The organism is Pseudoxanthomonas japonensis (assembly GCF_043632995.1).
GTDB classification, from domain to species: Bacteria; Pseudomonadota; Gammaproteobacteria; order Xanthomonadales; family Xanthomonadaceae; genus Pseudoxanthomonas_A; species Pseudoxanthomonas_A japonensis.
In genome coordinates this window covers 2,044,881-2,070,656 of record NZ_CP171632.1, presented here as the reverse complement: position 1 = coordinate 2,070,656, position 25,776 = coordinate 2,044,881, and the positions used below count along the sequence as shown (strand labels likewise).

The following is a 25,776-nucleotide window of genomic DNA, read 5'->3' as shown; positions in this document are numbered from 1 at the left end:
GCTTACCAGTGGTAACCAAAGCGGACATTCCAGCGACGACCCAGCAAGTCGTACGTCATGGTGTCGGTGTTGGCGTTGGGGTTGTTCTGCACGAACGGCGCCTTCTTATCGAGCACGTTTTCAACGCCGGCGGAGATGTCCCATTTCTTCTTGATGCCGTAGCTCAGTTGCAGGTTGTGGTACACCACGCTGGACACATGCGAGCCGATCGTGCCGGGCACGGCGATGATGTCGTCCGCGCTGCCGATGTACTGCGCCGAATAGACGCCGGTCCAACGGTTTTTGCCCATGCGCAGTGAGCCCAAGCCACGCCACTGGGTGTAGCTACCCAAGCCGCTGGTGATCTTGCCGGCGTACTCAATGGTGGTGGCACCGGCGAAGGGAGTGACGTCGTAACGCTCAAGATACGAGGCGTCCAGACTCGCGCTGGCCTGCCAGCCGGCCACATCGAACTGATACAGCACGCCGATATCCACGCCTTCGGATTCCTCGCTGGCCGCATTGACCTGCTGGGACGAGAGGTAGTTGACCTCACCGGTAACCGGATCACGGGTAAAGTTGGCCGGCGAGCAGAACGGATGGGCCAGGTTCGGTGTGGTGTAGCACGCACGCAGCTTGACCGAGCCTTCAATGCTACGGATCGCATTCTCGATGCGGATACGGTAGTAATCGGCCGTGAGCGTCAGCCCCGGCGCAAACCCTGGGGTCCACACAAAGCCTGCCGTGAAGGTCCGCGCATCTTCAGGCTTGAGGTCGGGATTGCCGCCGGTCGTGGTGAGGATGGTGTTGCCCAACTGACGAAAGTTGGTCGGCACGCCCGCGGCTTGGCAGTTGGCCCGAATGACCGAGTCGGCCGGTAACGTGCTCCAGTTGCTGCACGGATCCAGCGTAGTCAAGCTGCCTTGGCCGATGCCACCGAACAACTCCGGAATGCTGGGGATGCGAAAAGCCGTGGCGTAGTTGAGACGGATCTTGAGAGGTTCGGCCACCTGCCAATCCAACCCCACCTTGTAGTTGGTGTCGCTGCCGAACAGGTCGTAGTCCGAATAGCGGCCGGCCAGGTTCAAGGTGGCGTAGTCCACCAGCGGAATGTCCTGCAACAGCGGGACGGCGAACTCGACAAACGCTTCCTTGGCCGAGTACTCGCCTTCGATCGGATCTTGACGCACGATGTTGGCGCTGCCGTTGACCACCAGCGGGTCCGGATACAGCCAACCGCGTTCCTTGCGAAACTCCACGCCCGAGGCGAAGGCGACGCTGCCGGCGGGCAGATCGAACAGGGCGCCGGAAATGGTGCCGCTAAAGCCCTGCTGGCTGTTGCCACCTGAGCCACGCTGGGTAAACAGAATGTAGTCCAGCACTTCAGGCGTCAGATTGCCGTAGCCCAGATAGTTGCCGCAAGGAATGGCCGCGCCCGGGGTGTTGCTGCACAGGCTGGTATTGAGAGTGTTTTCCACCCGGTCCAGGTTGGCAATGTTGGTCGAGCTGTCGGTGGCCGAATTGCGCCCCCAGTTCAACGCCACATTCCATGCCCAGTTATCGCCCCACTGCCCTTCCAGCCCTAGCACGGTGCGGAACGTATCGACCTCCTGCTCGGTGATGCGCGCTCCAGCTTCTTCCAGACGCCGGCGCTCCAAGGTCAGGTTTTGGCCGGTGGGGTTGGTCGGATTGGTGGCAGCAATCCGGATCGTGCGATAGACGCCCAGGGTGTTGGGCGAGGCACGCTGGTTGGACTGGCGATTGGTCGCCATCAGTTCGGTGAAAAGGCGCGTGTTCTCAGTCAGGTCGAACTGGCCAAAGCCGCTCAGGCCAATGCGCTTGATCGGGCTGACGGCATTGAGCAGCAGGTTGTAGTTGTAGTTGTGCTTGGCGGGATCGTAGAGCTCGTAAGAGCGCGGATCTCCATTGGGATCCTGATTGAAGTTGACTACCCGGCCATCGGCCAAGCGTGCACGACCGCCGATGGTGGATGAGTTGCCCACGCACTGCAGCGTGCCCGCCACTACGCCTAGCGGGCACGGCGCGCGCGAGGCCATCGTGATGGTGCCACTTTCGGCATAGGTCAGCGCACCGGACATCGAACTGCGCTCGCCTGTGGTGCCGAAGGCCAAGTTGAACGAGCCGATCTCGCCATCACCTTTGAAGGTTTGGCCATAACGGGTGGACATCTCCACGCCATCCATTTCCTTGCGCGTAATGATGTTCACCACGCCGGCTACGGCATCGGCGCCGTAGATGGCCGATGCACCATCCTTCAGGATTTCGATGCGATCTACCAGGGCAAGCGGCACTACGTTCAGATCCACCGAATTGTTGGCGCCGGTGCCACCATTGACTACGCGCCGGCCGTTGAGCAGCACCAATGTGCGGTTTACGCCCAAGCCACGCAGGTTGATCTGGGTGGTGCCGTTACCGTTACCGGTCCAGAAGTTGTTGGATTGCGAGCCGGCCGCGCCGGCCGATGCAGGCAAGCGCTGCAACAGTGTTTCCACGGACACGGCGCCGGAGCTCTGGATAGTCTCGGCATCGATGACCGTGGTGGGTCCCACGCCGGACATCTGGGCACGCTTGATATGGCTGCCGGTTACTTGGACCGCATCAAAGGTGGTGGGTGCAGTGGTCGACGTCGTGGAGGCGTCGGCACCGCCGGAGACGGTGGAGGTGTACGTGTCGGAGCCGGCTTGCCCTAGGCTGGAAGATGGTGTGCTGCGGATACTGGGCGCCGGTGCATTTGCCGCCTCGCGGACGATGGCCAATGCGCCACTTTGATCCCGCTTGACGGTCAACCCAGTGCCCGCCAGCAGACGGTTCAGCGCCGCGTCCTGGGACATGTCACCGCGCGCCCCGGAGGTGCGCCGATCGCGCACGTCTTCGCTCAGGTAGACCAGACGAACGCCCGACTGCCTGGCATAGGCCTCCAGCGCGACCTTCAGATCCCCTTCTGGAATATCAAAGGTGCTTGTTTGTGCTGCGGCCGAGGCCGCGATGACCAGACCACACATGACAGCCAACGCTGTCCTCGCCACTTTCGTACGTGCCATGCATTTTCCCCAGGTCGGCGCAAATCGGCCTTATGTCTGAGACGAGATGGCGACGCAGTTCCGGTATGAAATATTTCAGATTGATGTCTGTAGGCGATTCAATGCGGTTGCGAGACACGAATCTGATCGCCGTGTGTCTCTACGCGCAGATTGAAGCCCGTGGCCAGCAGTCGCGCGAAGGCATCCACCCCGGCGGCATCGAAGCTGCCACCCACGCGCATGTGGGCGGTTTCCGTATCCATCAGCACCAGCTGCTTTTCGTTGTAGCGATTGAACTGGGCTGCCACATCGGCCAAGGTGGATTGATCGAACTCCAATGTGCCATGGCGCCAGCTCAGGGATCGCCGCACCTTGTCCTGCGCATTCACCGCTACGAGCGTGCCGGCCGGTTTGCTGTACAGCAAACCGCCGCCCTGTACGATCACGGGCGGGCGGCCGGGCTTGGCCACCATCGGCTCGACGCGCACCTTGCCTTCCAGCACCGCCACTTCCAGGCGCTCGCGTTCTTGCCTGACGGAGAACTTCGTTCCCAAGACCACCACCTTGTGGTCGCCGGCATGGATCACAAACGGATGCGCAGGGTCTGGCTTTACGTCGAAGAAGGCTTCGCCTTTGTCCAGCCATACATGGCGCAGCGAGGGATCCACCTGCGCGCGGAGCTCGGTGTGCGTATTCAGTTCCACCCGCGAACCGTCCGACAAGGCCACGACTTCCCGCCCCCCAACCTCGGTGGTGTAGCGAGTACCCGGCCCCCACCAGGGCATGTTCAGCAGTACGGCCAGCATTGCCACCGCCGCGGCCGCTGACCAACGCACCGGTGAGGCCCAACGCCGCGTGCGAGGTGATTGCACGCCGCGCACGGCCGCCAGTCGATCGGCTCGATCCCAGACCGACTTCAAACGAAGCCAGGCCACACGATGGGCCGTATCCTGCCCCAACCAAGCATCAAGCTGCCTCTGGTCCTGCGCGGTCCACTGCGAAGATTGGGCGCGATTGATCCACTGCGCAGCAACTTGTTCGATGTCGTTGTGCGGGCTCATGGGTGCGAACGTTCCTTGTTGAAGCGCCGGGCCGGGCGCTGAATCTTGCCGGTACCGCCAAGCATGAAGTCCGCCAATGCGCGCATGCCCAACAACGTCTGGCGCTCCACCGTATCTTCGGCAATGCCCAGGCGGCTGGCCACTTCGCGTTGGCTCAAGCCGTAGATCTTGCGAAGCTCGACGATCTGCCGGCATTTGGCGGGCAGTTTCTGCAGGCCTTGCTGGAGGCGCCGCAACTCATCGCGTGCGCCCAGATGCCGCTCCGGCGTCACCTCATCACTCTGCATCACCGCCTGCTCGACATCGGCCATGGCTTCTATGGACACGATGCGTGAGCGGCGGATGCGATCAATGAGCAGGTTGCGTACGGTGGTCATGACAAAAGGTTTGGCCTGCGACGGCAGACCCCGACGCGCGGCTTCGTATATGCGTGTGTAAGCCTCCTGCCGAAGATCAGGAATCTCGCTGTCCTCATGCCCATGCCGGCGCAGAAAGGCGTGGATCAGGCCTTCCAGCGGCAAGACATGGGCGATGAACCACTCATCCAGTGCGGTGGTCACCAGGGTACTCGCTGATTCATCGGGCAGGCTCAGGCACGTCCATTCACTGGGACGAGCGCGGTCGGGAAATCCGGTACACCGCAGCACCCGCCGGCCTGCTGGGCCGGCGGGTGCTGGGATCAGATCTTGAAGTCGTCGTACGCCACCTGGCTGTCGGGTACCCCCAGCCTGCTCAGTAGCTCTCGGGTGGCCTTGAGCATGGCCGGCGGTCCGCACAGGTAAAACTCGCAATCAGCCAGGGCCTGATGGGCTTTGAGCAGACGATCGTGGGCCACTTCGTGAACCAGACCCCTCAAGAGCGCATCGTCGTTCTGCGCTTCATCTGACAGCACCAAGTGCCAGCTGAAGTTCTCGTGCTGCTGGGCCAGGCGCTCCATCTCCTCGATGTACGGTGCCTCCTTAAGGCTGCGTGCGCCATACCAGAAGTGGATCCGCTCACCGCCCTGCCCCGCCAAGAGCGTCCGAATCATCGCGCGCAGCGGCGCCATGCCAGCGCCGCCGCCGATGAACACTTTCTCCCGCCCGTGGGGTTTGAGCGCGAAGTCACCGAAGGGGCCGCAGAAAGAAACCCGATCCCCCGGCGAGAGCGTGTACAGGTAGGTCGATCCCCTGCCCGGCGGTTGCCGCTTCTTGTCCGATCTGCCGGGACTGAAGCGCGCCAGCAACGTCAGACGACCCTGCGCCTGATCAATGGGCAAGGCCAAGGAATAGGCCCGGCGTACCGGCTCGCGATTGACCAGCTTTTCCGGCAGATCCACGCCGGCCCAATCCTGATGGTGGTGTTCGGGTCGCACCAACTTGTGAACAGGCACGTCGTAATCGGGCACGTGCACCTGCAGGTAAGCACCGGGCTGATACTCCGGTCCGGCAGCCTCGTCGGGCTTGAGCACGATCTCGCGCAGGAACGGGGTCACTGCCGTAACCTGCTCCACGGTGGCCGCATACTCGGTCCACAGGCTGGCCCCGCCGGCCACCTCGACATCGGTGTCCTCGGTCACGGCCAGGTTGCAGGCCAGGCGATAGCCCATCTTGACCTTGCTGGCGCCCAGGTGGGCGCGATCGGCCGCGGTGGCTTTGGGCGCCGCGCCGCGGAAGCGCACCTCGCACAGACCACAGCTCTGCCCTCCTCCACAGTTGGACGGCAGTTGCACGCCCTCGCGTGCCAGCGAGACGTAGACGTTGTCGCCTGCCGACGCCCGTACGGTGCGCAGCCGTGTCCCGTCCGGACCGAATACCGACAACTCGCGGGCCGGACGCCAGCGGCGCGGCACGAACTCGCTCCAGTGGAAGCTGGCAAACAGCAGCCAGATCCCGGTCAGGGCCAACCACAGACCGCCGATCGCGGCAGTGACCACCAACGGGTTGTTGAAGTTCTTGCGCCCGGTGTAGTCCATGATGTGCAACATCCAGAACACATCGAATAGACGCCAGGTCTTGTTGCGGTGGTAGAGCACTTCGCCCGTCTGGGCAGACAGGTACACCGTGGTGTCCTGCGTGTCATCGGTGTCCACACGCCACAGACGCCCCTCGTGATCGCGCACCTCCCCGCTCCACTCCAACAGGCGCGGCGCTTTCAGCGTGCCCGGTCCGGTGTAGGAGGCCTGAGCCAGGCGGGTGGCCCAGGCCGAACCCAAGGGGATCGGCTGGCCCGTAACGGCGTTGGCCAAGGTGACACCTTGCGCATCGGCCAATTGGTACACCGGCGTGTCCAACAGCCAGCCAGAACTCACGCGGCTGATCTTCTTGTTGCCACCCAGAAAGCTGGCCGGCGATCGGGCGTTGGCGGGCCAGTCATGCGCGGCATGCGCGTGGGCCTGGAACTGATGGCCCTGCACCTGATCGTGATCCAACCAGCTCATCATCACGCCACTGGCCATCCAAAGCAGCAACTGCAGGCCGATGATCAAGCCGACCCATTTGTGCAGCGTTCTCATCCAGGGCGTCATGCTGCGGCCCTCCTGCGGAAGCTGTAGAACAACAGCCAGGCGCCACTGAGCACGAACACCAGTCCGACCGCCGAGGCCACGCGCAACAGAGTGTTGTTGACGTCCGAGCGCGCCTCGTAGTCCATGATGTGGAACATCCACAGGAAATCGAACCAACGCCACAGGCTGTGCCGGCGCGCGAGCAACTCGCCGCTATAGGGCGAGAAGTACAACGTCGTTTCACCAGCATCGGCGTAGTGCACGGCCCACATGGGAACCGGGCGGGTGGCGACTTCCTGCGGCGCCTGCGTCACCCATTCGACCCGGGCTACCGGCGCTTGGCCCTGGTACACCGCCTTGGCCAGCGCGATCGCCATCTGCTGATCGCCCGGCGAGAGCACCTGGCCGGTCGTAGCGTCGAGCAGGTAGATCTTGTCGCGGGCATGGATCTCATAGACATCCCGCTCTAGCAGGCGCTTGAGCTTGACCTGGGTCATGCCCGGGTAGCGGCGCTGCAGCTCCTCACCTGACAAGTGCGTGGGTGCGACCAGCGGTTGCTGATGCGCATGGGCCAGGTGATCGCCATGGATGATGTCCAAGGAAATGACCGTCATGTACACGCCGCTGATCATCCACAGCAGCGCTTGCACGCCGATGATCAGGCCAATCCATTTGTGGGCCTTACGCGCCCAGAAAGCCGATTTCATAGTGATCTCGTTCGACAGGAAGACGACACCTGCCCCCGTCACACGGACGGGGGCAGGTGAAGCGGGCCTTACCAGTGGTAACCCACGCGTGCATACCAACGACGACCCAGCAGGTCATACGTCATCGTGTCGGTATTGGCGTCGGTGTAGCTCTGGATGAACGGGGCTTTCTTGTCGTACAGGTTGTCGATGCCGAAGGACACATCGAAGGTCTTGTTCGGTGCGTACTTGAGCTGGACATTGTGGTAGGTCACGCTGGGGGCATGATCGCCAATGTCGCCGGGGCTGGCGTTGATGTCATCCGCCTTGCCGATGTACTGCAAGCTGTAAGAGCCGGACCAGGCTTCGCGCTCCATCGTCAGCGAGGTCAAGGCGCGCCAGTGAGTAAAGCTGCCACGGCCACCGGTGATCTTGCCGGCGTACTCGATCACCTCCGCGCCCGGGAACGGCCGCACGTCGTACTGGTCCAGATAGGACACATCCACACTCAAAGTCGAATCGAACCCAGCGACCGCGAACTCGTACAGACCACCCAGGTCGATGCCCCGTACCCGCTCGTTGGCCGCATTGACCGGCTGGGACGACAGGAAGTCCACTTCACCGGTGATCGGGTTGCGGGTGAAGTTGTCATTGCCGCAGAACGGATGCGCCAAGCCCGGGGTGTTGTAGCAGATCGACAGCTTGGTTGAGCCATCGATACGCTGGATGGCGTTGTCGATCTTGATGTTGAAGTAGTCCACCGTCAGCGTCAGCCCTGGCAGGAAGCGCGGGGTCCAGACCGCGCCCACGGTCAAGGACTTGGCATCTTCCGGCTCCAGGTCAGGATTACCGCCGGAGGTGGTCAGGATCGTGTTGCCCGGCTGCACGTAGCCCGCCGGTACGCCGTACGCCTGGCAGTTCTGACGCACTACCGAATCAGCCGGCAAGCTGCTCCAGCCGCTACAGGGATCGGTCGTGGTCAGGTTGCCCTCGGCCACGCCACCAAACAGCTCGGGGATGTTAGGGATGCGGAAAGCCGTGGCGTAGTTGGCGCGCACCTTCAAGGACGGCACGATCTGCCAATCCAGGCCCACCTTGTAGTTCACGTCTTCGCCGAACAGATCGTAGTCGGAGTAACGCACCGCGGCATTGAGCGTCAGGCTCTCGGCGATCACGCTGTCCTGCAACAGCGGCACGGCAAACTCGGCGAAGGCTTCCTTGGCCGTGTACTCACCGGCGATCGGATCCTGTTGGTTCGTGTTGGCAATGCCCAGCACCGTCAGCGGATCAGGATCGCGCCAACCACGCTCCTTGCGAACCTCGATGCCGGAGGCAAAGCCCACCCAACCGGCCGGCATCTCGAATAGCTGGCCGCTGATGTTGGCGGTGAAGCTTTTCTGGTCATTACCGCCGTTATCGCGCGTCCTGAACAGGATGTAGTTGAGCACCTCGGGGGTCAGGTCGCCGTAGCCGAGATAGTCACCGCAGGGGATCGCCGCGCCGGGCGTGTTGCTGCACACCGCGGTATTGAGCGTGTCATCCACCCGGTCCAGGTTGGCCACATTGGTCGAGCCATCCACACCGGTGTTGCGCCCCCAGTTCAGCGCGGCCGACCAGTCCCAGTTCATGCCCAACTGGCCTTCAATGCCCGCGACCACGCGGAAGGTATTGGTTTCCTGGAAGAACTCGCGCGGGCCGGCCTCTTCCAGACGGCGGCGCTGCAGCAGCAGGTCTTGGCCGGTCGGGTTGGTCGGGTGGCTGGCCGCGATGTTGATCGGGCGATAGACACCCAGGCTGCCGGGCGTGGCCAACTGGTCGGACTGGCGGTTGGTGAACATCAACTCGGTGAACACGCGCGTGGTTTCATTCACGGTGCTGTCGCCGAACAGGCTGAAGCTCAAACGCTTGATGGGGTTGACGGCATTGAGATAGGGATTGCCGTTGTAGTTATGTTTGGCCGCCGAATACGGTTCATAGAAATCCCCGTCACCATTGGGATCCTGGTTGAAGTTCACGCGCGAGCCATCGGCTAGCAATGCGCGCCCACCGATGGTGGCCGAGCTGCCCACACATTCTAGTTGCCCGTCGACCTCACCCAAGCCGCACGGTGCGCGTGAGGCCATGTTGACCGTGCCGGTCTCTGAGTAGTTGATGCCGGCCATCAACGAACCGCGGTCTGACGTAATACCCCAGGCGAAATCGAACGACTTTTCTTCGCCATCACTTTCGAAGGTCTGTCCATAACGCACTGCCGCCTCGGCACCGTCGTAGTTCTTCTTGGTGATGATGTTCACCACGCCCGCCACGGCATCGGCACCGTAGATGGCTGAGGCACCGTCCTTGAGGACCTCGATCCGCTCGATCAGCGCTACCGGGATGATGTTCAGGTCCACCGAGCTGTTGGCACCGGTGCCACCATTGACCACACGACGACCATTGAGCAGAACCAGCGTGCGGTTAATGCCCAGGCCGCGCAGATTGACCTGAGTAGTGCCGTAGCCGTTCTCGGCCCAGTAGGCATTGGACTGGCTGCCGGCAAAGCCGGCCGAGGCCGGCAGGCGCTGCAGCAGCGTCTCCACCGAAGTGGCGCCGGAGCGCTCGATGGCTTCGGCATCCACCACGCTGACCGGACCAACACCGGAGAGCTGCAGTCGCTTGATATGGCTACCGGTGACCTGGACGGTGTCCAGCGTCTTGGCCGACTCGCTCGTGGCGCCCTGTTCAGCCTGCTGAGCCAGAGCCACCGTGGAAAAACCGGCGCACAGAAGGGCACCGACGGATACCGCCAAAGGATTGCGCTTGAAGTACATGGGTTCTCTCTCCCCCGAAGGGCAATGCATGCGTATGACCCTGGTGCCCCAGACGTGGGGGCCTATGCGACATCAGGGCGTGCGTAGACGTCGCCAATCAATGGCGACCAAGCAGCATTAGCCGATGGGAGGTCGGAACAGCCGGGATACCTGTCGTCGCAGCGGCGGCAACTCAGGCGTAGGTAGGTAGGTGCTCGTCAGGGCGTGCTGAGCGGCAAAGATGACCGGCACACGCCCGGCGAAGAAGGTGAGCACACAGCTGCAGTCGCAGGAGGTGGTGCTGCAGTCGCACTGATGATCGTTCTGATCACCCTGCCCGGCTTGCTTGCCACCGGGACGAATTTTGTTGCAATCGTTACTAATCTTGGCGCGTTCATTGACACGCGCGCCGCCGTGCACCGAGTGGGTGCCATTCACCGCACCTGGGGGAGGAATATGCCGCACGGCCATCCGCGTGGTGGCCTGCGCGCTCAGGATCCCATCCGCGCAGAGCACGAGGATCAGGAACATACGCAGTAGCACGCGAAGCGACGACATGAGCGTGTGGCGAACCCGCAGGTTGTCTATACCACAGCAATAGCACGAGGAAATTCTTAGTGTCAACTGCTTGTGCAGCACAGCATCGAAAGTGGTTGGACTGGTTGTATAGACATGTAATGCTTGGCCCATGGACGAACCCAAGCCGCACTACCAGAAGCTCAAGCACTTCATCCTGCGTCACATCACCAACGGCGACTGGCCCGCGCGCAGTCGCGTCCCCAGCGAGAACGAACTGACGGCCAAGTTCGGCTTGTCTCGCATGACAGTGAATCGAGCGCTGCGCGAGTTGACCGATGCCGGCGTGCTGACCCGAGTGCAAGGCGTGGGCACGTTCGTCGCCGGGCCCAAGGCCGAATCGGCGATGTTCGAGGTGCGCAACATTCGCGAAGAGATTCAGTCCCGCGGCCAGACACACTCGGTCCAGGTATTGATCTGCGAGACGGTCGAGGCGCGCTCCAGTGTGACGACCAACTTCGGCCTGACACCGGGCACGGAGCTGTTCCACAGCCGCCTGCTCCACCACAGCGATGACAAGCCCGTGCAGTTGGAGGATCGCTTTGTGCAACCCAGCGTGGCGCCGGATTACCTGGACATCGATTTCCACACCGAGATTCCGCATCAGTACTTGATGCGCGTTGCGCCGCTGGAGCGCGCCGAACATGTGATTGAAGCCGAGACGGCCAGCAAGCGTCTGGCTGCGCAACTGAAGATCAACGAAGGCGATCCGTTGCTGGTGCTGACCCGACGTACGTGGTCGCGCGGACAGGTGGCCAGCTTTGTGCGGCTGATTCACCCGGCATCTCGTTACCGCTTTGTGGGCACCTTCCAGGTTGGCGCCCCCCTGACCCCTTGAGGATTTGATGGATACCTTGGAACGCTCCGCTTCCCCTGCGCGCACCGTTCGCGCTCCGATCGGCACCCAGCTGCACTGCAAGAGCTGGCTGACTGAAGCGGCCTACCGCATGATCCAGAACAATCTGGACCCCGATGTTGCCGAGCGCCCGGAAGACCTGGTGGTCTACGGCGGCATCGGTCGTGCTGCGCGCGACTGGAAAAGCTTTGACCGCATCTTGGAAACGTTGCGATCGCTTGAGAACGATGAGTCCTTGCTGGTCCAGTCGGGCAAGCCCGTCGGTGTTTTCCGCACACACCCCGATGCGCCACGCGTGCTGATCGCAAACTCCAACCTCGTCCCCCATTGGGCGACGTGGGAGCACTTCAACGAGCTCGATAAGAAGGGCTTGATGATGTACGGCCAGATGACGGCCGGCAGTTGGATCTACATCGGCAGCCAGGGCATCGTCCAGGGCACGTACGAGACCTTCGTGGAGTTGGGGCGCCAGCACTACGGTGGCAACTGGCAGAACAAGTGGATCCTTACCGCCGGCTTGGGCGGTATGGGTGGTGCGCAGGCGTTGGCGGCGACCTTGGCCGGGGCCAGCAGCATCGTGATCGAGTGCCAAGAGTCGCGAATCGATTTTCGCATTCGCACGCGCTATGTCGATCACAAGGCAACCTCCATCGAGCAGGCCTTGCAGATCATTGAAAGTAGTCCAGTCCCCGTGTCGGTGGGATTGCTGGGCAATGCGGCCGAACTGCTGCCGCAGTTCGTCGCCCTTGCACGTAGTGGCGGCGCCCGCCCCCATGCGGTGACCGATCAGACCTCGGCGCACGATCTGATCAATGGCTATCTGCCCGCCGGATGGACCCTCTCACAGTGGGAGCAGGCCCGCAGCGGTGACGATGGTCAGCGACGCGAGCTGGCGCAGGCTGCCGCGGCCTCGTGTGCCACGCATGTGCGCGCGATGCTCGATTTCCACGCCATGGGCGTGCCGACGATCGATTACGGCAACAACATCCGCCAGGTGGCGCTGGATCAGGGCGTGGACAATGCTTTTGCCTTCCCCGGCTTCGTGCCCGCCTGTATCCGTCCGCTGTTCTGCCGCGGCATGGGCCCGTTCCGATGGGTGGCCCTGAGCGGGGATCCAGAAGACATCTACAAGACCGATGCTAAGGTCAAGGAACTGTTTCCTGACAACACGCATCTTCACCACTGGTTGGACCAGGCCCGCGAGCGCATTGCCTTCCAAGGTCTGCCCGCACGGATCTGCTGGTTGGGCTTGGGCGAGCGCCACAAGGCCGCGCTGGCCTTCAACGAAATGGTGCGCAATGGCGAGCTCAAAGCACCGATCGTCATCGGACGCGATCATCTGGACTGCGGCTCGGTAGCCAGCCCCAACCGTGAAACCGAAGGCATGCGCGATGGCTCCGATGCGGTCTCGGATTGGCCGCTACTCAACGCGCTGCTGGCTGCCAGTGGCGGTGCGACCTGGGTGAGCCTGCATCATGGCGGCGGCGTCGGGATGGGCTTCTCGCAACACTCAGGCGTGGTCATCGTGTGCGATGGCACCGAGCAAGCCGATCGCCGGCTGGCGCGTGTGTTGTGGAACGACCCGGCAACGGGCGTGATGCGCCACGCCGACGCGGGCTACGAGCAGGCACTGGCCTGTGCCCGTGAGCATGGCCTGACCTTGCCGGCCATTCTGGAGTGAATCGCATGCTTACCCTGACACCGGGCCAGCTGACGTTGGCCCAACTGCGGCAGATCGCGCACGGGACTGATCCCATCGCCTTGGACGCAGATTGCTGGGACAACGTCCGCGCCTCTTCGCAGGCCGTGCAGGCCATCGTGGCCGCCGGCGAGCCGGCCTATGGCATCAACACCGGCTTTGGCAAGCTGGCCAAAGTCCATATCCCGCGCGAGCAACTGGAACAGTTGCAAACCAACCTGGTGCGCTCGCACGCCGTGGGCATGGGGCCATTGCTCGACGATGCCTGCGTGCGCCTGATCTTCGCCACCAAGATCGCTTCTTTGGCGCGAGGCTACTCCGGTGTACGCGAGCATACCCTGCTTACCCTGATCGCGATCTACAACGCCAGGATCTGGCCCTGTATTCCCTCCCAAGGCTCAGTCGGTGCATCCGGTGATCTGGCCCCCTTGGCGCATCTGACCTTGGCGGCCATGGGCGAAGGCCAGGTACGTGTCGACGGGCAGATCCTGTCGGCCAGCCAGGCCCTGCAAGATGCCGGGATCGCTCCCATCCGACTGGCAGCCAAGGAAGGGCTGGCATTGCTCAACGGCACCCAAGTGTCCACGGGCATTGCGCTGATGGCGTTGTTTGCCGCCGAACAAGTCTATGCGGCCGCCGTGCTAACGGGCGCGATGAGCGTGGATGCGGCATGCGGCTCCGATGCTCCGTTCGATCCGCGCATCCACGCCGTGCGTGGCCAGCCCGGCCAGATAGCAGTGGCCGCACACTACCAGCGACTGCTGGCCGGCAGCGCCATTCGCCAATCGCACCTTCACAACGACACCCGCGTGCAAGACCCTTACAGCCTTCGGTGTCAGCCTCAGGTCATGGGGGCGGTGCGCGATGTCATGCAGCACGCCGCCCACGTGCTGCTGACCGAAGCCAACGCAGTCTCCGACAATCCGCTGGTGTTCACCGACACCGGCGAGGTGATCTCCGGCGGCAACTTCCACGCCGAACCGGTAGCCTTTGCCGCGGACCAGCTGACGATGGCGGTGTCCGAGATTGGCGCCCTGTCGGAACGGCGCATCGCCCTACTCATCGATGCCACGATCTCCGGGTTACCCGCCTTCCTGGTCGCCAATCCGGGCGTGAACTCCGGCTTCATGATCGCGCACGTGACCGCGGCCGCCCTGGCCAGCGAGAACAAGACCCTCTCCCACCCGGCCAGTGTGGACTCCCTGCCCACCTCGGCCAATCAGGAGGACCATGTCAGCATGGCCACCTTCGCCGCGCGCAAGTCGCGCGAGGTGGCCGACAACGTGCGCCGGATTGTGGCCATCGAACTGCTCGCCGCCTGCCAAGGCATCGAGTTCAGGCGGCCACTGGCGTCTTCGCAAGCATTGGAGGCAGTGCATGCGCAGGTGCGTAGCGAGGTGCCCCGCTACGATGAGGATCGCTATCTGGCGCCGGAAATGCAGGCGATGGAAGCCTTGATCGAGCGGGGCGGTTTGCGCGCGTTCCTGGACTGGCCGCTGCAGGATCTGCGCGCGTGAATCTGGCTTGGCACGGACGCGTGGACCTGCCGGCGACCGCCGATACGCAACGCTGGCACCAAAGGGTGGCCTTGGACCCGCAGCCTAAGGCGCCCGGCATTGCCCTGCTGGGATTTGCCAGCGATGAAGGGATTCGTCGCAACGCCGGCCGCCTGGGCGCCGCACAAGGGCCCGGTGCACTTCGCAACGCCTTGGCCAACCTGCCTGTGCTCCATTGTGCTCCGCTCTACGATGCGGGCGACATCACCTGCGTGGATCAGGCATTGGAGCTGGCGCAGGCCCACTACTCCCATCGAGCGCAGCAACTGCTGGATCAGGGGCATTGGGTGATTGGTCTGGGCGGCGGCCACGAGATCGGGTATGCCAGCTACGCCGCACTGCGCGGACACCTGGGCGCATCCAAAGCTCGCATCGGCATCTTCAACTTCGATGCACACTTTGATCTGCGCGAGCAAGGCAGTGCAAGCTCGGGCACGCCCTTCCTGCAGGCACTGGAGCATGCCCGCAGCATTCGCTCCCCGCTGCGGTATCACTGCATCGGTGTAAGTCGATCCAGCAACACGGCGCGTCTATTCGCCACGGCCAACCGCGAAGGCGCCCATTACCTCACCGATGACGTGCTGTGCACCTGGAATTGGCAGGCACAGGCTGAGGTTCTGCGTGCGTGGTGTGATGCGGTTGACGTTATCTACCTGACGCTGTGCCTGGACGTGCTGCCACAGGCGGTGGCCCCGGGCGTGAGTGCCCCCAACCCACGCGGGGTGAATCTGGAGGTCCTGGAAGCCCTGCTGGATCTGGTCATGGCCTCGGGCAAGGTACGTGTGGTCGACGTGGCGGAACTGTGTCCGCCCCTGGATCCGGATCAGGCCACCGCACGTGTGGCTGCGCGCTTGATCCACCGCATGGTCAGCGCGCAGGCTCAGTGGGGTGATACCGGCTGGCAAAAGGCAGTGAGCTAGCGGGAGCGCTCAGCCAGAAGTTGTTTCATCTGGGCGATCTCCTGCTTCTGCGAGGTGATGATCTCCTGGCAGAGCTTGACCAGCTCGGGATCCTTCAGGCGGTTTTCCTCGCACATCAGAATGGCGCCGGCATGATGGGGAATCATGGAGCGGATGAACTGCCGATCTGTCACCGCGGCCTGCGTGCGAATTCCCCACCAGCAGAACAGCATGAACGCCACGGTCACGCCGGCCAGGATCAGATTACGCCGACGATCGGGGTACATGCTGGACATGAGCCAAAGCTCGATCAACAGCATCGGCGCGGCCATCAGGCCCGCCATGTAGAACTGGTTGACGTTGTTATAGACGTTGGCCCACTGATCGACCATGGCATACATCAGGGCGTACATGGCCAGGAACGACAAGGCCATCATCAGCAGCAGGCGACCGTAGTGGCCCTGATGCGTCTGACCGGAACTTCCGTGCGAGGCGTGTTGCTCTGAATGCTGCGTGTGCGTGCTTTCGTGCTTACCGTGCGAAGAAGACATGTCGATCTCCGTGGGAATGGCAGAACATCGCCGAATCCCGGGGGCCAAGGAACCAGCCCCCGGGGAGATAGCAGTTACATACCCTTGCCGGCAGCGAATTCCTGCGGGCTCAGCTTGCCGTCCTTGTTGCCATCAAGCATGCCGAAGTGCGGCGCGAGCTTGTGCTTGGCCAGTTCTTCCTTGGACAGCGCACCATCCTTGTTGGTATCGAGCTTGGTGAAATCGGCATCGGCCGCGGCCGGCTTGTGCTGACCATGCTCCTGCTTCTTGTGGTCCATCGGCTTGTGCTGACCGTGGTCGGTGGTGGGCGTGGTGGTCTGGCCGCCGGCGAAGGCCGCGCCCGCCATCAGAAACAGGGCCATCATCGAGAGGGAGGCATAACGCTTCATTGCAGTACTCCTTGTGGGATATGAGCCATCAGTGACAGGAATGGCCGCGCGCAGGCTCATCGGCGCGGTCAGGGGGGGAGGTGGCAACAACGGTGGAGCCGGACAAACGCAAGGCATTGGTGACCACCGAAACCGAGCTCAGGCTCATGGCCAGGGCCGCCATCATCGGACTGAGCAAAAGGCCGAAGCTGGGATACAGCAGGCCGGCGGCGATAGGCACGCCGATGGCGTTGTAGACGAAGGCGAAGCCCAGGTTCTGCTTCATGTTGGCCACCGTCGAAGACGAGATGGCACGGGCTTGCACGATGCGCCTCAGATCACCCTTGACCAGGGTGAGCTGGGCGCTGGACATGGCCACATCCGTGCCCGTCCCCATCGCGATGCCCACATCGGCTGCCGCCAGGGCCGGCGCATCGTTGATGCCGTCGCCAGCCATGGCCACACGACGACCCTGGGCCTTGAGTTGCTGGACCAGTTCGGCCTTGTCCTGCGGCTTGACGCCGCCACGCACATCCTCGATGCCCAGCGTGCGCCCCACGGCCTCGGCCGTCGCCTGTGCGTCACCGGAGGCCATCACCACGTGCAGGCCATCGGCACGTAGCAGGTTCAAGGCAGGCAAAGTCGTGACTTTGATGGGATCTGCTACCGCAATGGCGCCGGCCAATCGTCCATTGACCGCCAGGAACATCACGCTGGCGCCTTCCTTGCGCAGACGCTCGGCGCTGCTCTGCAAGGGCGCAACATCAGCCCCTACCGATGCCATCAAGCTTTGGTTGCCAAGCACCACATCCTGATCGGACACGCGCCCGCGAACGCCTTGACCGGTGAGCGAATCAAAATCTTGGGCGGCCACCAGGTTCAAGCCACGTCGCTGGGCTTCCGCCACGATGGCCTCGGCCAAGGGATGCTCACTGCCCTGCTCCAAGCTGCCAGCCAAGCTGAGGATCTGATCGGCATCGAAACCGGCGTAGGAGAGCGTGTCGCGAAAGGCTGGACGGCCCTCGGTCAACGTACCGGTCTTGTCCACGATCAACGTGTCGATCAGACGTAGCTGCTCGATCGCCTGAGCATCGCGGAACAGGACCCCGACCTGCGCAGCGCGGCCAGTGGCGACCATGATCGACATGGGGGTAGCCAAACCCAGGGCACACGGGCACGCAATGATCAGAACCGATACGGCATTGAGGACGGCAAAAGTCCAGGACGGTTCGGGTCCAAACAGACCCCATCCGAAGAACGTGAGCACCGCCGTGGCCAGCACGGCCAGGACAAACCAGTACGCCACCTTGTCCGCCATACGCTGCATCGGCGCGCGGGAGCGCTGGGCTTGGGCTACCAACTGCACAATCTGCGCCAGTACCGTCCCGGATCCGACTTTGTCCGCCCGGATGACCAAGGCGCCCGTCCCGTTGAGCGTGGCGCCTATAACGTGATCACCGACAGCCTTCTCCACCGGAATGGGTTCACCGGTCAGCATCGACTCATCGACACTGGTGCGGCCTTCGATGACCTCCCCATCGACCGGCACCTTCTCGCCCGGTCGTACGCGAAGCAGGTCACCCACGTGCACGTGATCCAGCGCAACGTCCTCTTCGCCCCCATCGGGTTTGACGCGGCGAGCCGTCTTGGGCGCCAATCCCAGCAGGGACTTGATGGCCGCCGAGGTTTTGGAACGCGCCCGCAGTTCCAGCAGCTGTCCGAGCAGGGTGAGCGAGACGATGACCGCTGCCGCCTCGAAGTAGACCCCTACCCGTCCATGCTCGCGGAAAGAGTCCGGAAACAGGCCCGGTGCAACGGTGGCCACCACGCTGTAGCCAAACGCGGCGGCCACGCCGATGCCGATCAGCGTCCACATGTTGGGGCTGCGATTGCCGATGGACTGTAGGCAGCGCTCAAAGAATGGCCACCCCGCCCAGAGCACCACTGGAGCGCTCAGCACGAGCTCAATCCAGGTGCGCGCCTGCGTGGACAAGCCGGGCAGACGGTGTCCCAGCATGGCCAAGACCAGGACGATCAAGGTCAAGGGCAATGTCCACCAGAACCTTCGGGTGAAATCGCGTAACTCCGGATTGTCGTCCTCCTCCAGCGAGGGCATCTCCGGCTCCAGCGCCATGCCACAGATCGGACAGGTGCCGGGACCTGGTTGACGAATCTGCGGATGCATCGGGCAGGTGTAGACCGTGGCGTGGGTACCGCTGGGTTGGGCCACCGCTGCTGGGGCGGTCACTTCAACTTGCTGGGGAGCATCGTCCGTATAGCGGACGGGATTGGTGATGAACCGCTCTCGGCATTTGGCTGAGCAGAAGTGATACTTCGTTCCGCCATGCAGGGCGTGGTACGGCGTTCTAGCCGCAGAGACCTGCATACCGCATACCGGATCACGCACCGAGTCTGGACCATCGCTGGCACCCTGCGGCATCGCCTTGCCGGCTTCATCGTGGGAATGAGGGGACATGGATCACTCTGGTCTGGAAGAAGGGATCGCGAGCAAACTGTCAGCTGCGTTGACCGTGCAGGACGTAAGGCTGCGTGGTGCCGTCGGGCAGTACAAATTCCACCGTATAGGGTTGAACACGTCCGTCGGGCATCTCCATACCAGGAGAACCGGCGGGCATCCCCGGTAGCACTAATCCACGGCCTACCGGGCGCTCACGAAGCAGGCGCAGGATGTCCTGCACCGGCACATGACCTTCGACGATGTAGCCATCGATCTCGGCGGTATGGCACGAGCCGCGTCCATAAGGAACGCCCAAGCGCGCCTTGATCGGGTTGAGGTCTTCGCTGTTGTGCACCTCAACCGTAAAACCTGCTTTCTCCAGATGCTCCACCCACAGTTGGCAGCAACCGCAGGTCGCACTCTTATGTACTTTGACCAACGGCAACGGACGCTGCGGTTGAGCGACCTGCTGCGCAGCCGACGTTGTCGGAGATTGGGCGGCCGATGCCGCCTCTGTACTGACAGCCGATTCGGGGCGCGCGCATGCGGTCAGCGACAAGGCCGTGGTCAGCAGAAAGAGACAGCTGCGAGAAGTATTCATCATGCGTCCTCAAGAGATGCCCGAGCGCCGAGGCGCTCGGGCGTGGAGCCGGGGCAGCTCCATGAAGGGATCAATGCTGGTGGTCGTGGCCGTCATCGGCCTTGGGAGCTGGCTCGGCTGATTTGGCTGGCATGGAGGAGTGCTGATCGTGCTCAGCTTCGGATGTGGCCTGCGCGGGTTGCTTGGCTGGCTCGGCCGCATGCACGTGCGTCTTGCCGTCAGCATGCACGTGCGTGGTGCCTTCCTTAGCTTTGCTCATGTCCATGTCCATGCCACCGGCTTGATGACCCTGGTCATGGCCATCACCCATCTCTGCTCCATCACCGCTGCCATGGTGATCTGCACCCGCTTCCTCGCCGTGCGAGTGCCCGCCGGTCTCACCGCCGCCGTGTGAATGACCATCACTGCTGGCCACCAACGCCTGGTAGCCGGCCTTGTCCAGCGTGGGCAGCTTCTGCAGGAAGGCCGACATGTTCCAGATGAACTCATCGTCCATGCTGCCGCCCCACGCGGGCATGCCGCTGGCCTTGATGCCGTGCTTGATCACCCAGAACGCCTCAGCTGGAGCGACCGACTGTTTGCTTAGGTTCGGTGGCGCGGGGTACAGGCCCTTGCTCATCTCGGTGGCCGCCGCCTCTGGCGAAAGATGGCAGGTCACGCACATGGCGTTGTAGTTGCCCGCACCCTGGCGGATACGCTCAGGATCATCCAGGTTCGTGGGCACCTGAAGCTTGGCGGCGCGCACCTCAATGGAACGCTCGCGCGCCGTTTCAAGTAGCGCATACACCGGGCGACTATGCGGATCGTCGGCGGCCACGTTGTACACGCCCAGAGAGACCGTGGCAGTTGCGGCTACCGCAACCAATCCCACGCCGGCACCGAGCCATACCCACATCTTCTTGTTGGATTTCATTGTCAGTTCCCCTTAGAACCAGGTACGAAGGCCGATGACCAAGCGCGTGTCTTCAAAGGACTCGCCATGCTCGCGTCGCATGTCTGCGGTATTGCCAAACGCGCGCTCGTACACCACGCCGATGTAGGGAGCGAACTTTCGGGTGAACTCATAACGAAGTCGTAGCCCCGCCTCAGCGGTACTCAGACCCGAACCTATCCCGCGCAATGGATCGTTCTTGCCATAGGCGGTGACTTCCACCAGCGGCTGCAAGATCAGCCGGTTGGTTAGCAGCAATTCGTACTCGGCCTCGACATTGGCGGCCGTCTGGCCCCCTTCGCCGAGATAGGCTGTGGCGGACACTTCGAACTTCATCGGCGCCAAGCCCTGTACACCGATAGCGGCGAAGTTCTGCGATGCCCCAGGCTTGAAGTCATGACGCACACCGGCCACCACATCCCACCACGTGGAGATACTGCGGCCGTAGAGCACTTCCAGATCAGCCGACTCGGTCTGACCATCCGTGCGTTCGCCTTCACTGCGGAGCCAGACGCGATTGAGGTCCGTACCGATCCAGCCCTGGCCCTCCCAGCCCAGCCCGGTGCCCGGATCGGCATCCCAGGTTTCCAGGCGATTGAGCAGCACATAGCTTTTGATCGAGTTGTCATGCACCGGATGCGCGTGTTCCGGCGCGATGGCCGCCTTGCGATCCGCGTCCGTCACCGCGGGAATCGGGGTGCGCGGCTGCGTTGGCGCTGCAGGCCCGTGTCCCATCTGACTGTGGTCCATGCCCTCCATTGATTGCATTCCCGCTTCTGGTGTAACGGGCGCGGGCGAATCATGGTCCATCTGCGAATGGTCCATCCCCTGCATCGCAGGCGTGGCCGTGCCGGAGGTGTCGGCCGCCGCGGGCTGTGCCATCTGACTGTGATCCATGCCCTGCATCGACTGTGTCTGCGCTTTGGGCGTGGCGGGCGTGCTCGGAGGCGCGCCGTGCCCCATTTTGGAATGGTCCATCCCCTGCATCGCAGGCGTGGCCGTACCAGAGGTGTCGGCTGCAGCGGGCTGTGCCATCTGACTGTGATCCATGCCCTGCATCGACTGCGCCTGTGCTGTGGGCGCCGCAGGTGTGCTCGCGGGCGAGCCGTGCCCCATCTGCGAATGGTCCATGCCCTGCATGGCAGGCTCGGCTGCTTTAGCCGGCGGCGCGGCGTGGCCCATCGCCGCATGATCGATCGTCGCTTCGCTCTTCTTGGTCGGTGTTGCAGGTTTTTGGACTGGCGCAGGTTTTGATGTCGGCGCCTGATGTGCAGAGTGATCCTGAGTCTGGGTCTGCGCGCCCTGCTCCATCGGCATGGAGCCGTGCTGCATAGATTGGGCGCTGGCCGCATTGGCCAGGGCCAGCGAGATAGCCAGCGTCAGCGCAGTCAGGGTGGTATCGCGTCTATTGATGTTCATTCGTCGACCCTCACCGTGCGCATCATTCCGGCTTCCATGTGATAAAGCAGGTGGCAATGGAACGCCCAGCTGCCCAACGCATCGGCACGCACGCGATACGTGCGTCGGCTACCCGGCGGCATATCCACCGTGTGCTTGCGCACCATGAAGTTGCCGTTGTCGTCCTCCACGTCACTCCACATGCCGTGCAAATGGATGGGATGGGTCATCATCGTGTCGTTAACCAATACGATGCGCATACGCTCGCCGTAGTTCAGCCGCAGCGGCTCGACATCGGAAAACTTCTGACCGTTGAAGCCCCAGGAGAATTTCTCCATGTGTCCGGTCAGATGCAGCTCGATCTCGCGACCGGGGTCGCGTCCGTCAGGGTCTTCAAAGGTGCTCTTGAGCATGGAATACGTCAGTACATGACGGCCGTTATCGCGCAGGCCGTTGCCCGGATCATCCAAGCGCGAACTTACGCTCATGGCTTGGTTGTCCAACAGGGGATTGTTGGTCTCGCTGGCAGGGTGTGATTGCATGCCCCCGTGCTGCATGCCTGCCATGGCACCATCGCCGGCGGCGGGCATCGCATGGCCTGCATGGGCCGAGGTCGCGTTACCGCTGGCAGGTGGGGTCATGCCAGGCATGCCCATGGCCGCACCACAGCCGCCTTCCATGCCCTTGCTGCCGCCAGACATATCCATCGATCCATGATCCATGCCCATGTCTGCCATCGTCAGCAGCGGCCGGGGATCCACAGACGGAACGGGCGCGCGTAATCCTTCGCGCACGGCGAGCGTGCCGCTGACGTAGCCGGTGCGACCGGAGTCTTGGGCAAAGATGGTGAATGCGTCCTGCCCGGAGGGCTCCACGATCACATCGAAGGTTTCTGCTACCGCGATGCGGAACTCGTCGACGGAAACCGGATGGACATACAAGCCATCTGCCGCCACCACCGTCATCTTCAGCCCCGGAATACGCACATCGAAGTACGTCATGGCAGAGCCATTGATGAAACGCAGGCGCACCTTCTCGCCACTGCGGAACAAACCGGTCCAGTTGCCCAGCGAGGTCGTGCCGTTCATCAGGTAGGTGTAGGTGTTGGCGTTGACGTCGGACAGGTCCGTGGGCGTCATCCGCATCACGCCCCACATCTTGCGATCTTCCAACGTGGCCGACAGGCCGTTGCGCTTCACATCGCGCGCAAAATCGCCGACCGTGCGCTTGTAGTAATTGTCATGGCCCGGCATCTTCTTCAAACGATCGAACAGGGCCGTCGGGTCCAGGTCTGTCCAATCGCTCAGCATCACGACGTAGTCGCGATCGAAGCTGAAGGGCTCCGGCTCCAACGGGTCGATGACGATCGGGCCATAGAGCCCGGCTTGTTCCTGAAACCCTGAGTGGCTGTGGTACCAGTAGGTGCCGCCCTGATGCAGGGTGAACCGGTAGTGGTAGGTCTCACCACGTCCGATACCGTCAAAGCTCAGGCCCGGCACGCCGTCCATGTTGGCCGGCAGAATGATGCCGTGCCAATGGATGGAAGTGTCCGTGCCATGGAGGGAGTTGGCCGGCAATGCATTGGAGACACGGAGGTTGACCGTGGTGCCTTCCCGCCACCGCAGCAACGGCGCCGGAACGGACCCGTTGACGGTGATCGCGGTGCGGGTCTTGCCGGTGAAGTTCATCGGCGTCTCGCCGATGGTCAGGTCAAACTCGGTGCCCGACAGTACGTTGGGTTGTCCTGGGCCCTTGAGCGCCCAACTGGCTTTGGGCCAGAAACCTAATCCTGCGACTGCGCCTCCCAAGGCCAAGCCCTGGACAAATCGCCGCCGCGAAGGCAGCAGCGGTCCACCGTGTGGACCACGAAAATCATCATGCGACATGAAAATGCTCCAAGCGTCGTGTTGCCACCGGCGGGCGGTGGTACAGAGCGGGCGGCTGGCCTAAACAGGCATGCAAGCCACACCAACGGCGCCATTGCGGCGCCTAGGGACGCTTAGCCGATCGGTGGTCGGATCAGATGAGGCAAGGCAGGTGCCGCATGCCCGAGGGGCAGCGGCATGACATCCAGGCCCAAGGCCAGTTGCACCGAAACATGCAGGCGCGCAGGAAGTGCGCTCGCGCAGGCGTGTACGCAGGCGCACCGGCACGCAGAAGACTTGCAACAGTCGGGACCGGCATGGTCGCCATGCCCCGTGCCAGCCTTTTCAATCGATGTGGCATCGGGATGATGCTCAGCACTGTGATGGGCGACGCAGTCTTCGTCGACTTGCACCGCGGCAGCCACTTCGCTGGCCTGCTCTTCCATGACCGGGTTCATACTGACCGAGGCAAACGCCGACCACGCGCCGTTAAGCACGAGCATGGCGATCAGGAACAGTCGCAGTAGAAGTGAGGAGGCTGACACGGGCGACATGGTAAATCACTTTAGACAAGGCGCGTGTGTATCGGTCGTGAACAAAATCTCAAGCAGACCTGAGATGCCGCGACTTCTCAGTCGCACTAGCCACGGCCACTGCGACTCCCTCCAGGAGCGCCCAAAGGGCGGGTTGAGGCGAAGAGTTGCCCTTGTGGTGAGCGCTTGTTCGGTTTACTTCTCGGGTGTGGCCTCGATCAGCTTCACCAACTCGCGCTTCTGCTGCTTGCTTAGCGAGCCCCAGCGCAGGAGCAGCTTGGCCAGCAGATCATCGTCGGTGTAAAGGAAGGCCGCGGGGATCCCCAACGCTTGGGCCAACCGCTCAGCAGTCTCCAGCTTGGGCTCGTGCTTGCCACGCTCGTACTGGTTGATTCGGGGGCTGGCCACGTGAGGATCCAGACCGGCCCGGATGCCCAACTCCTTCTGCGACAAACCCGTGTGCAGGCGGGCTTGTTTGAGGCGTCGAGCGAAGGTCGGTGTTGAGTCGACGGACAAAGTCACGCGCGCACCCCATGGAGACCCCATAAGGATGGCGGATGTACCCTGCCTTGCATACTAAGATATTCTTAGCTTTGAGGCAACCGGCGACACCGGTAGCGCCGTCACCGCCGGGAGCCACGCCGCTCCCTCATCCCCGGAAACCGCATGCCCGGAACCTCGTCAATGACGCCATCTGGGGTCGCCAGCATCGAGGAGTTGGGCCTTCGTGGCACCCTTTTCCTGGCCGCACTGTTGGCCGCGCAGCTACGACGCATACCGGTGGCGCCCACACGCCGCTCTACCTTGCTGGTGCTGGACGCGCTGCGAGACTTGGCCTTGATCCAAGTTCCCTGGCCAGCGGATCGATGGCAGATCCGACCCGATGCTGAGGTCACGCCCATCGAAGATCTGCAATGGGCTTTCGCCTGGTCTACCCACGAGCGCAGGCACCTGCTCCCGGTGCTGGAAGACCAACTCGGCGATATGGCACACGATGTGGACTTGGCGGACGCGAAACTGGAGTTGTGGGATGAACTTGCACTCTGGGAGACCGAGCAGTTTCTGGAGCAGCAATTGCTCAAACATCACTTCGACCCAGGCTGGGCACGCGATGTGGGGTTCGTCTTTCAATCCGGGCCGCCGGGCTTGCCGATCGCGCGGTGGCGTTACTGTTGCTGGGCTGCGGTACGCCAAGGTGCCTCGGTGGCGATGCGTCTTGGCGTGCACGACAGCGCCCAAGTGCGGGAAGCCATCTTTCAGGAGGTCCAGAAGCGCCTGCGCTACCTGATGACCAGTTCGCCCGAGCAAGGCATGTTCAAGCCCTATCACTTGGCACCGGAGTCCTCAGTAGCCAAACTGTTTGTAGAGTGGGTCGTCCCTATGGAATGGGCGTACTGGACAGGTGAGCGCCACCCCAGCCGCTAATAGGCAAACGAGCACCCTC

The 25,776-nt window shown here is 62.7% G+C and carries 21 protein-coding genes; 5 read left to right on the top strand and 16 right to left on the bottom strand.

Annotation, left to right across the window (positions count from 1 at the left end; genetic code table 11):
- Positions 1–2 precede the first annotated feature (2 nt).
- The 7 genes from ACGHX3_RS09400 to ACGHX3_RS09370 all read right to left on the bottom strand — a co-directional run bounded on the left by ACGHX3_RS09400 (position 3) and on the right by ACGHX3_RS09370 (position 10,572).
- Entirely contained in the window at positions 3–3,041 is a 3,039-nt protein-coding gene (locus ACGHX3_RS09400) for a TonB-dependent receptor (protein WP_394697199.1), read from the bottom strand.
- A 98-nt stretch (positions 3,042–3,139) separates the two neighbouring features.
- Positions 3,140–4,081 (bottom strand): FecR domain-containing protein, encoded by a 942-nt coding sequence (locus tag ACGHX3_RS09395; RefSeq protein ID WP_102256730.1) that lies wholly within the window; start codon positions 4,079–4,081, stop codon positions 3,140–3,142.
- Positions 4,078–4,641, bottom strand: coding sequence for an RNA polymerase sigma factor (locus ACGHX3_RS09390; protein ID WP_234932305.1), 564 nt, complete (start codon positions 4,639–4,641; stop codon positions 4,078–4,080). Before ACGHX3_RS09390 ends, ACGHX3_RS09395 begins: the two co-directional genes overlap by 4 nt.
- 119 nt (positions 4,642–4,760) lie before the next feature.
- On the bottom strand, positions 4,761–6,587 hold the full coding sequence (locus ACGHX3_RS09385; protein ID WP_394697198.1) for a PepSY domain-containing protein: 1,827 nt from the start codon (positions 6,585–6,587) through the stop codon (positions 4,761–4,763).
- Complete coding sequence (locus tag ACGHX3_RS09380) at positions 6,584–7,273, bottom strand: PepSY domain-containing protein (protein ID WP_334180374.1); 690 nt, start codon at positions 7,271–7,273, stop codon at positions 6,584–6,586. The genes ACGHX3_RS09385 and ACGHX3_RS09380 overlap by 4 nt, the downstream gene beginning before the upstream one ends.
- Before the next feature lie 68 nt (positions 7,274–7,341).
- The gene (locus tag ACGHX3_RS09375) at positions 7,342–10,062 is read right to left on the bottom strand and encodes a TonB-dependent receptor (RefSeq protein WP_126945635.1); all 2,721 of its coding nucleotides are present in this window, start codon (positions 10,060–10,062) and stop codon (positions 7,342–7,344) included.
- Positions 10,063–10,179: 117 nt separating this feature from the next.
- Positions 10,180–10,572, bottom strand: a complete 393-nt coding sequence (locus ACGHX3_RS09370; RefSeq protein ID WP_074053011.1) for a CopL family metal-binding regulatory protein — start codon at positions 10,570–10,572, stop codon at positions 10,180–10,182.
- Positions 10,573–10,729: 157 nt separating this feature from the next.
- Here ACGHX3_RS09370 and hutC point away from each other — a divergent pair, with 157 nt between their 5' ends.
- The 4 genes from hutC to hutG are packed head-to-tail and all read left to right on the top strand — an operon-like array spanning position 10,730 to position 15,648.
- Positions 10,730–11,455, top strand: coding sequence for a histidine utilization repressor (gene hutC / locus ACGHX3_RS09365; RefSeq protein ID WP_046932594.1), 726 nt, complete (start codon positions 10,730–10,732; stop codon positions 11,453–11,455).
- Between the two features lie 7 nt (positions 11,456–11,462).
- On the top strand, positions 11,463–13,154 hold the full coding sequence (gene hutU / locus ACGHX3_RS09360; RefSeq protein WP_126945638.1) for a urocanate hydratase: 1,692 nt from the start codon (positions 11,463–11,465) through the stop codon (positions 13,152–13,154).
- The gene (gene hutH / locus ACGHX3_RS09355; RefSeq protein ID WP_196768843.1) at positions 13,151–14,689 is read left to right on the top strand and encodes a histidine ammonia-lyase; all 1,539 of its coding nucleotides are present in this window, start codon (positions 13,151–13,153) and stop codon (positions 14,687–14,689) included. The genes hutU and hutH overlap by 4 nt, the downstream gene beginning before the upstream one ends.
- Positions 14,686–15,648, top strand: a complete 963-nt coding sequence (gene hutG / locus ACGHX3_RS09350) for a formimidoylglutamase (RefSeq protein WP_394697197.1) — start codon at positions 14,686–14,688, stop codon at positions 15,646–15,648. Before hutH ends, hutG begins: the two co-directional genes overlap by 4 nt.
- Here hutG and ACGHX3_RS09345 read toward each other — a convergent pair.
- The 9 genes from ACGHX3_RS09345 to ACGHX3_RS09305 form a co-directional block, all read right to left on the bottom strand.
- A complete protein-coding gene (locus ACGHX3_RS09345; protein WP_065031431.1) occupies positions 15,645–16,178 on the bottom strand; it encodes a DUF305 domain-containing protein in 534 nt (177 codons plus the stop codon). The two genes, hutG and ACGHX3_RS09345, sit on opposite strands and share 4 nt — an antisense overlap.
- Before the next feature lie 74 nt (positions 16,179–16,252).
- Complete coding sequence (locus ACGHX3_RS09340; protein WP_049395166.1) at positions 16,253–16,567, bottom strand: hypothetical protein; 315 nt, start codon at positions 16,565–16,567, stop codon at positions 16,253–16,255.
- 28 nt (positions 16,568–16,595) lie between these two features.
- Positions 16,596–18,986 carry a heavy metal translocating P-type ATPase gene (locus ACGHX3_RS09335; protein ID WP_394697266.1) on the bottom strand — a complete coding sequence of 797 codons (2,391 nt, stop codon included), beginning with the start codon at positions 18,984–18,986 and terminating at the stop codon, positions 16,596–16,598.
- Between the two features lie 76 nt (positions 18,987–19,062).
- Positions 19,063–19,605, bottom strand: coding sequence for a DUF411 domain-containing protein (locus tag ACGHX3_RS09330; RefSeq protein WP_102254474.1), 543 nt, complete (start codon positions 19,603–19,605; stop codon positions 19,063–19,065).
- A 70-nt stretch (positions 19,606–19,675) separates the two neighbouring features.
- The gene (locus ACGHX3_RS09325) at positions 19,676–20,518 is read right to left on the bottom strand and encodes a cytochrome c (protein WP_238408530.1); all 843 of its coding nucleotides are present in this window, start codon (positions 20,516–20,518) and stop codon (positions 19,676–19,678) included.
- Between the two features lie 12 nt (positions 20,519–20,530).
- Positions 20,531–21,955, bottom strand: coding sequence for a copper resistance protein B (locus ACGHX3_RS09320; protein WP_394697196.1), 1,425 nt, complete (start codon positions 21,953–21,955; stop codon positions 20,531–20,533).
- Positions 21,952–23,820 (bottom strand): copper resistance system multicopper oxidase, encoded by a 1,869-nt coding sequence (locus tag ACGHX3_RS09315; RefSeq protein ID WP_394697195.1) that lies wholly within the window; start codon positions 23,818–23,820, stop codon positions 21,952–21,954. Before ACGHX3_RS09315 ends, ACGHX3_RS09320 begins: the two co-directional genes overlap by 4 nt.
- 113 nt (positions 23,821–23,933) lie before the next feature.
- Positions 23,934–24,353, bottom strand: a complete 420-nt coding sequence (gene copL, locus ACGHX3_RS09310) for a transcriptional regulator CopL (protein ID WP_102254396.1) — start codon at positions 24,351–24,353, stop codon at positions 23,934–23,936.
- A gap of 174 nt (positions 24,354–24,527) precedes the next feature.
- Positions 24,528–24,878 (bottom strand): helix-turn-helix domain-containing protein, encoded by a 351-nt coding sequence (locus ACGHX3_RS09305; RefSeq protein ID WP_005996633.1) that lies wholly within the window; start codon positions 24,876–24,878, stop codon positions 24,528–24,530.
- Between the two features lie 120 nt (positions 24,879–24,998).
- Between ACGHX3_RS09305 and ACGHX3_RS09300 the strand changes: the two genes are divergently transcribed.
- Positions 24,999–25,757 (top strand): hypothetical protein, encoded by a 759-nt coding sequence (locus tag ACGHX3_RS09300; RefSeq protein ID WP_234932295.1) that lies wholly within the window; start codon positions 24,999–25,001, stop codon positions 25,755–25,757.
- Positions 25,758–25,776 lie beyond the last annotated feature (19 nt).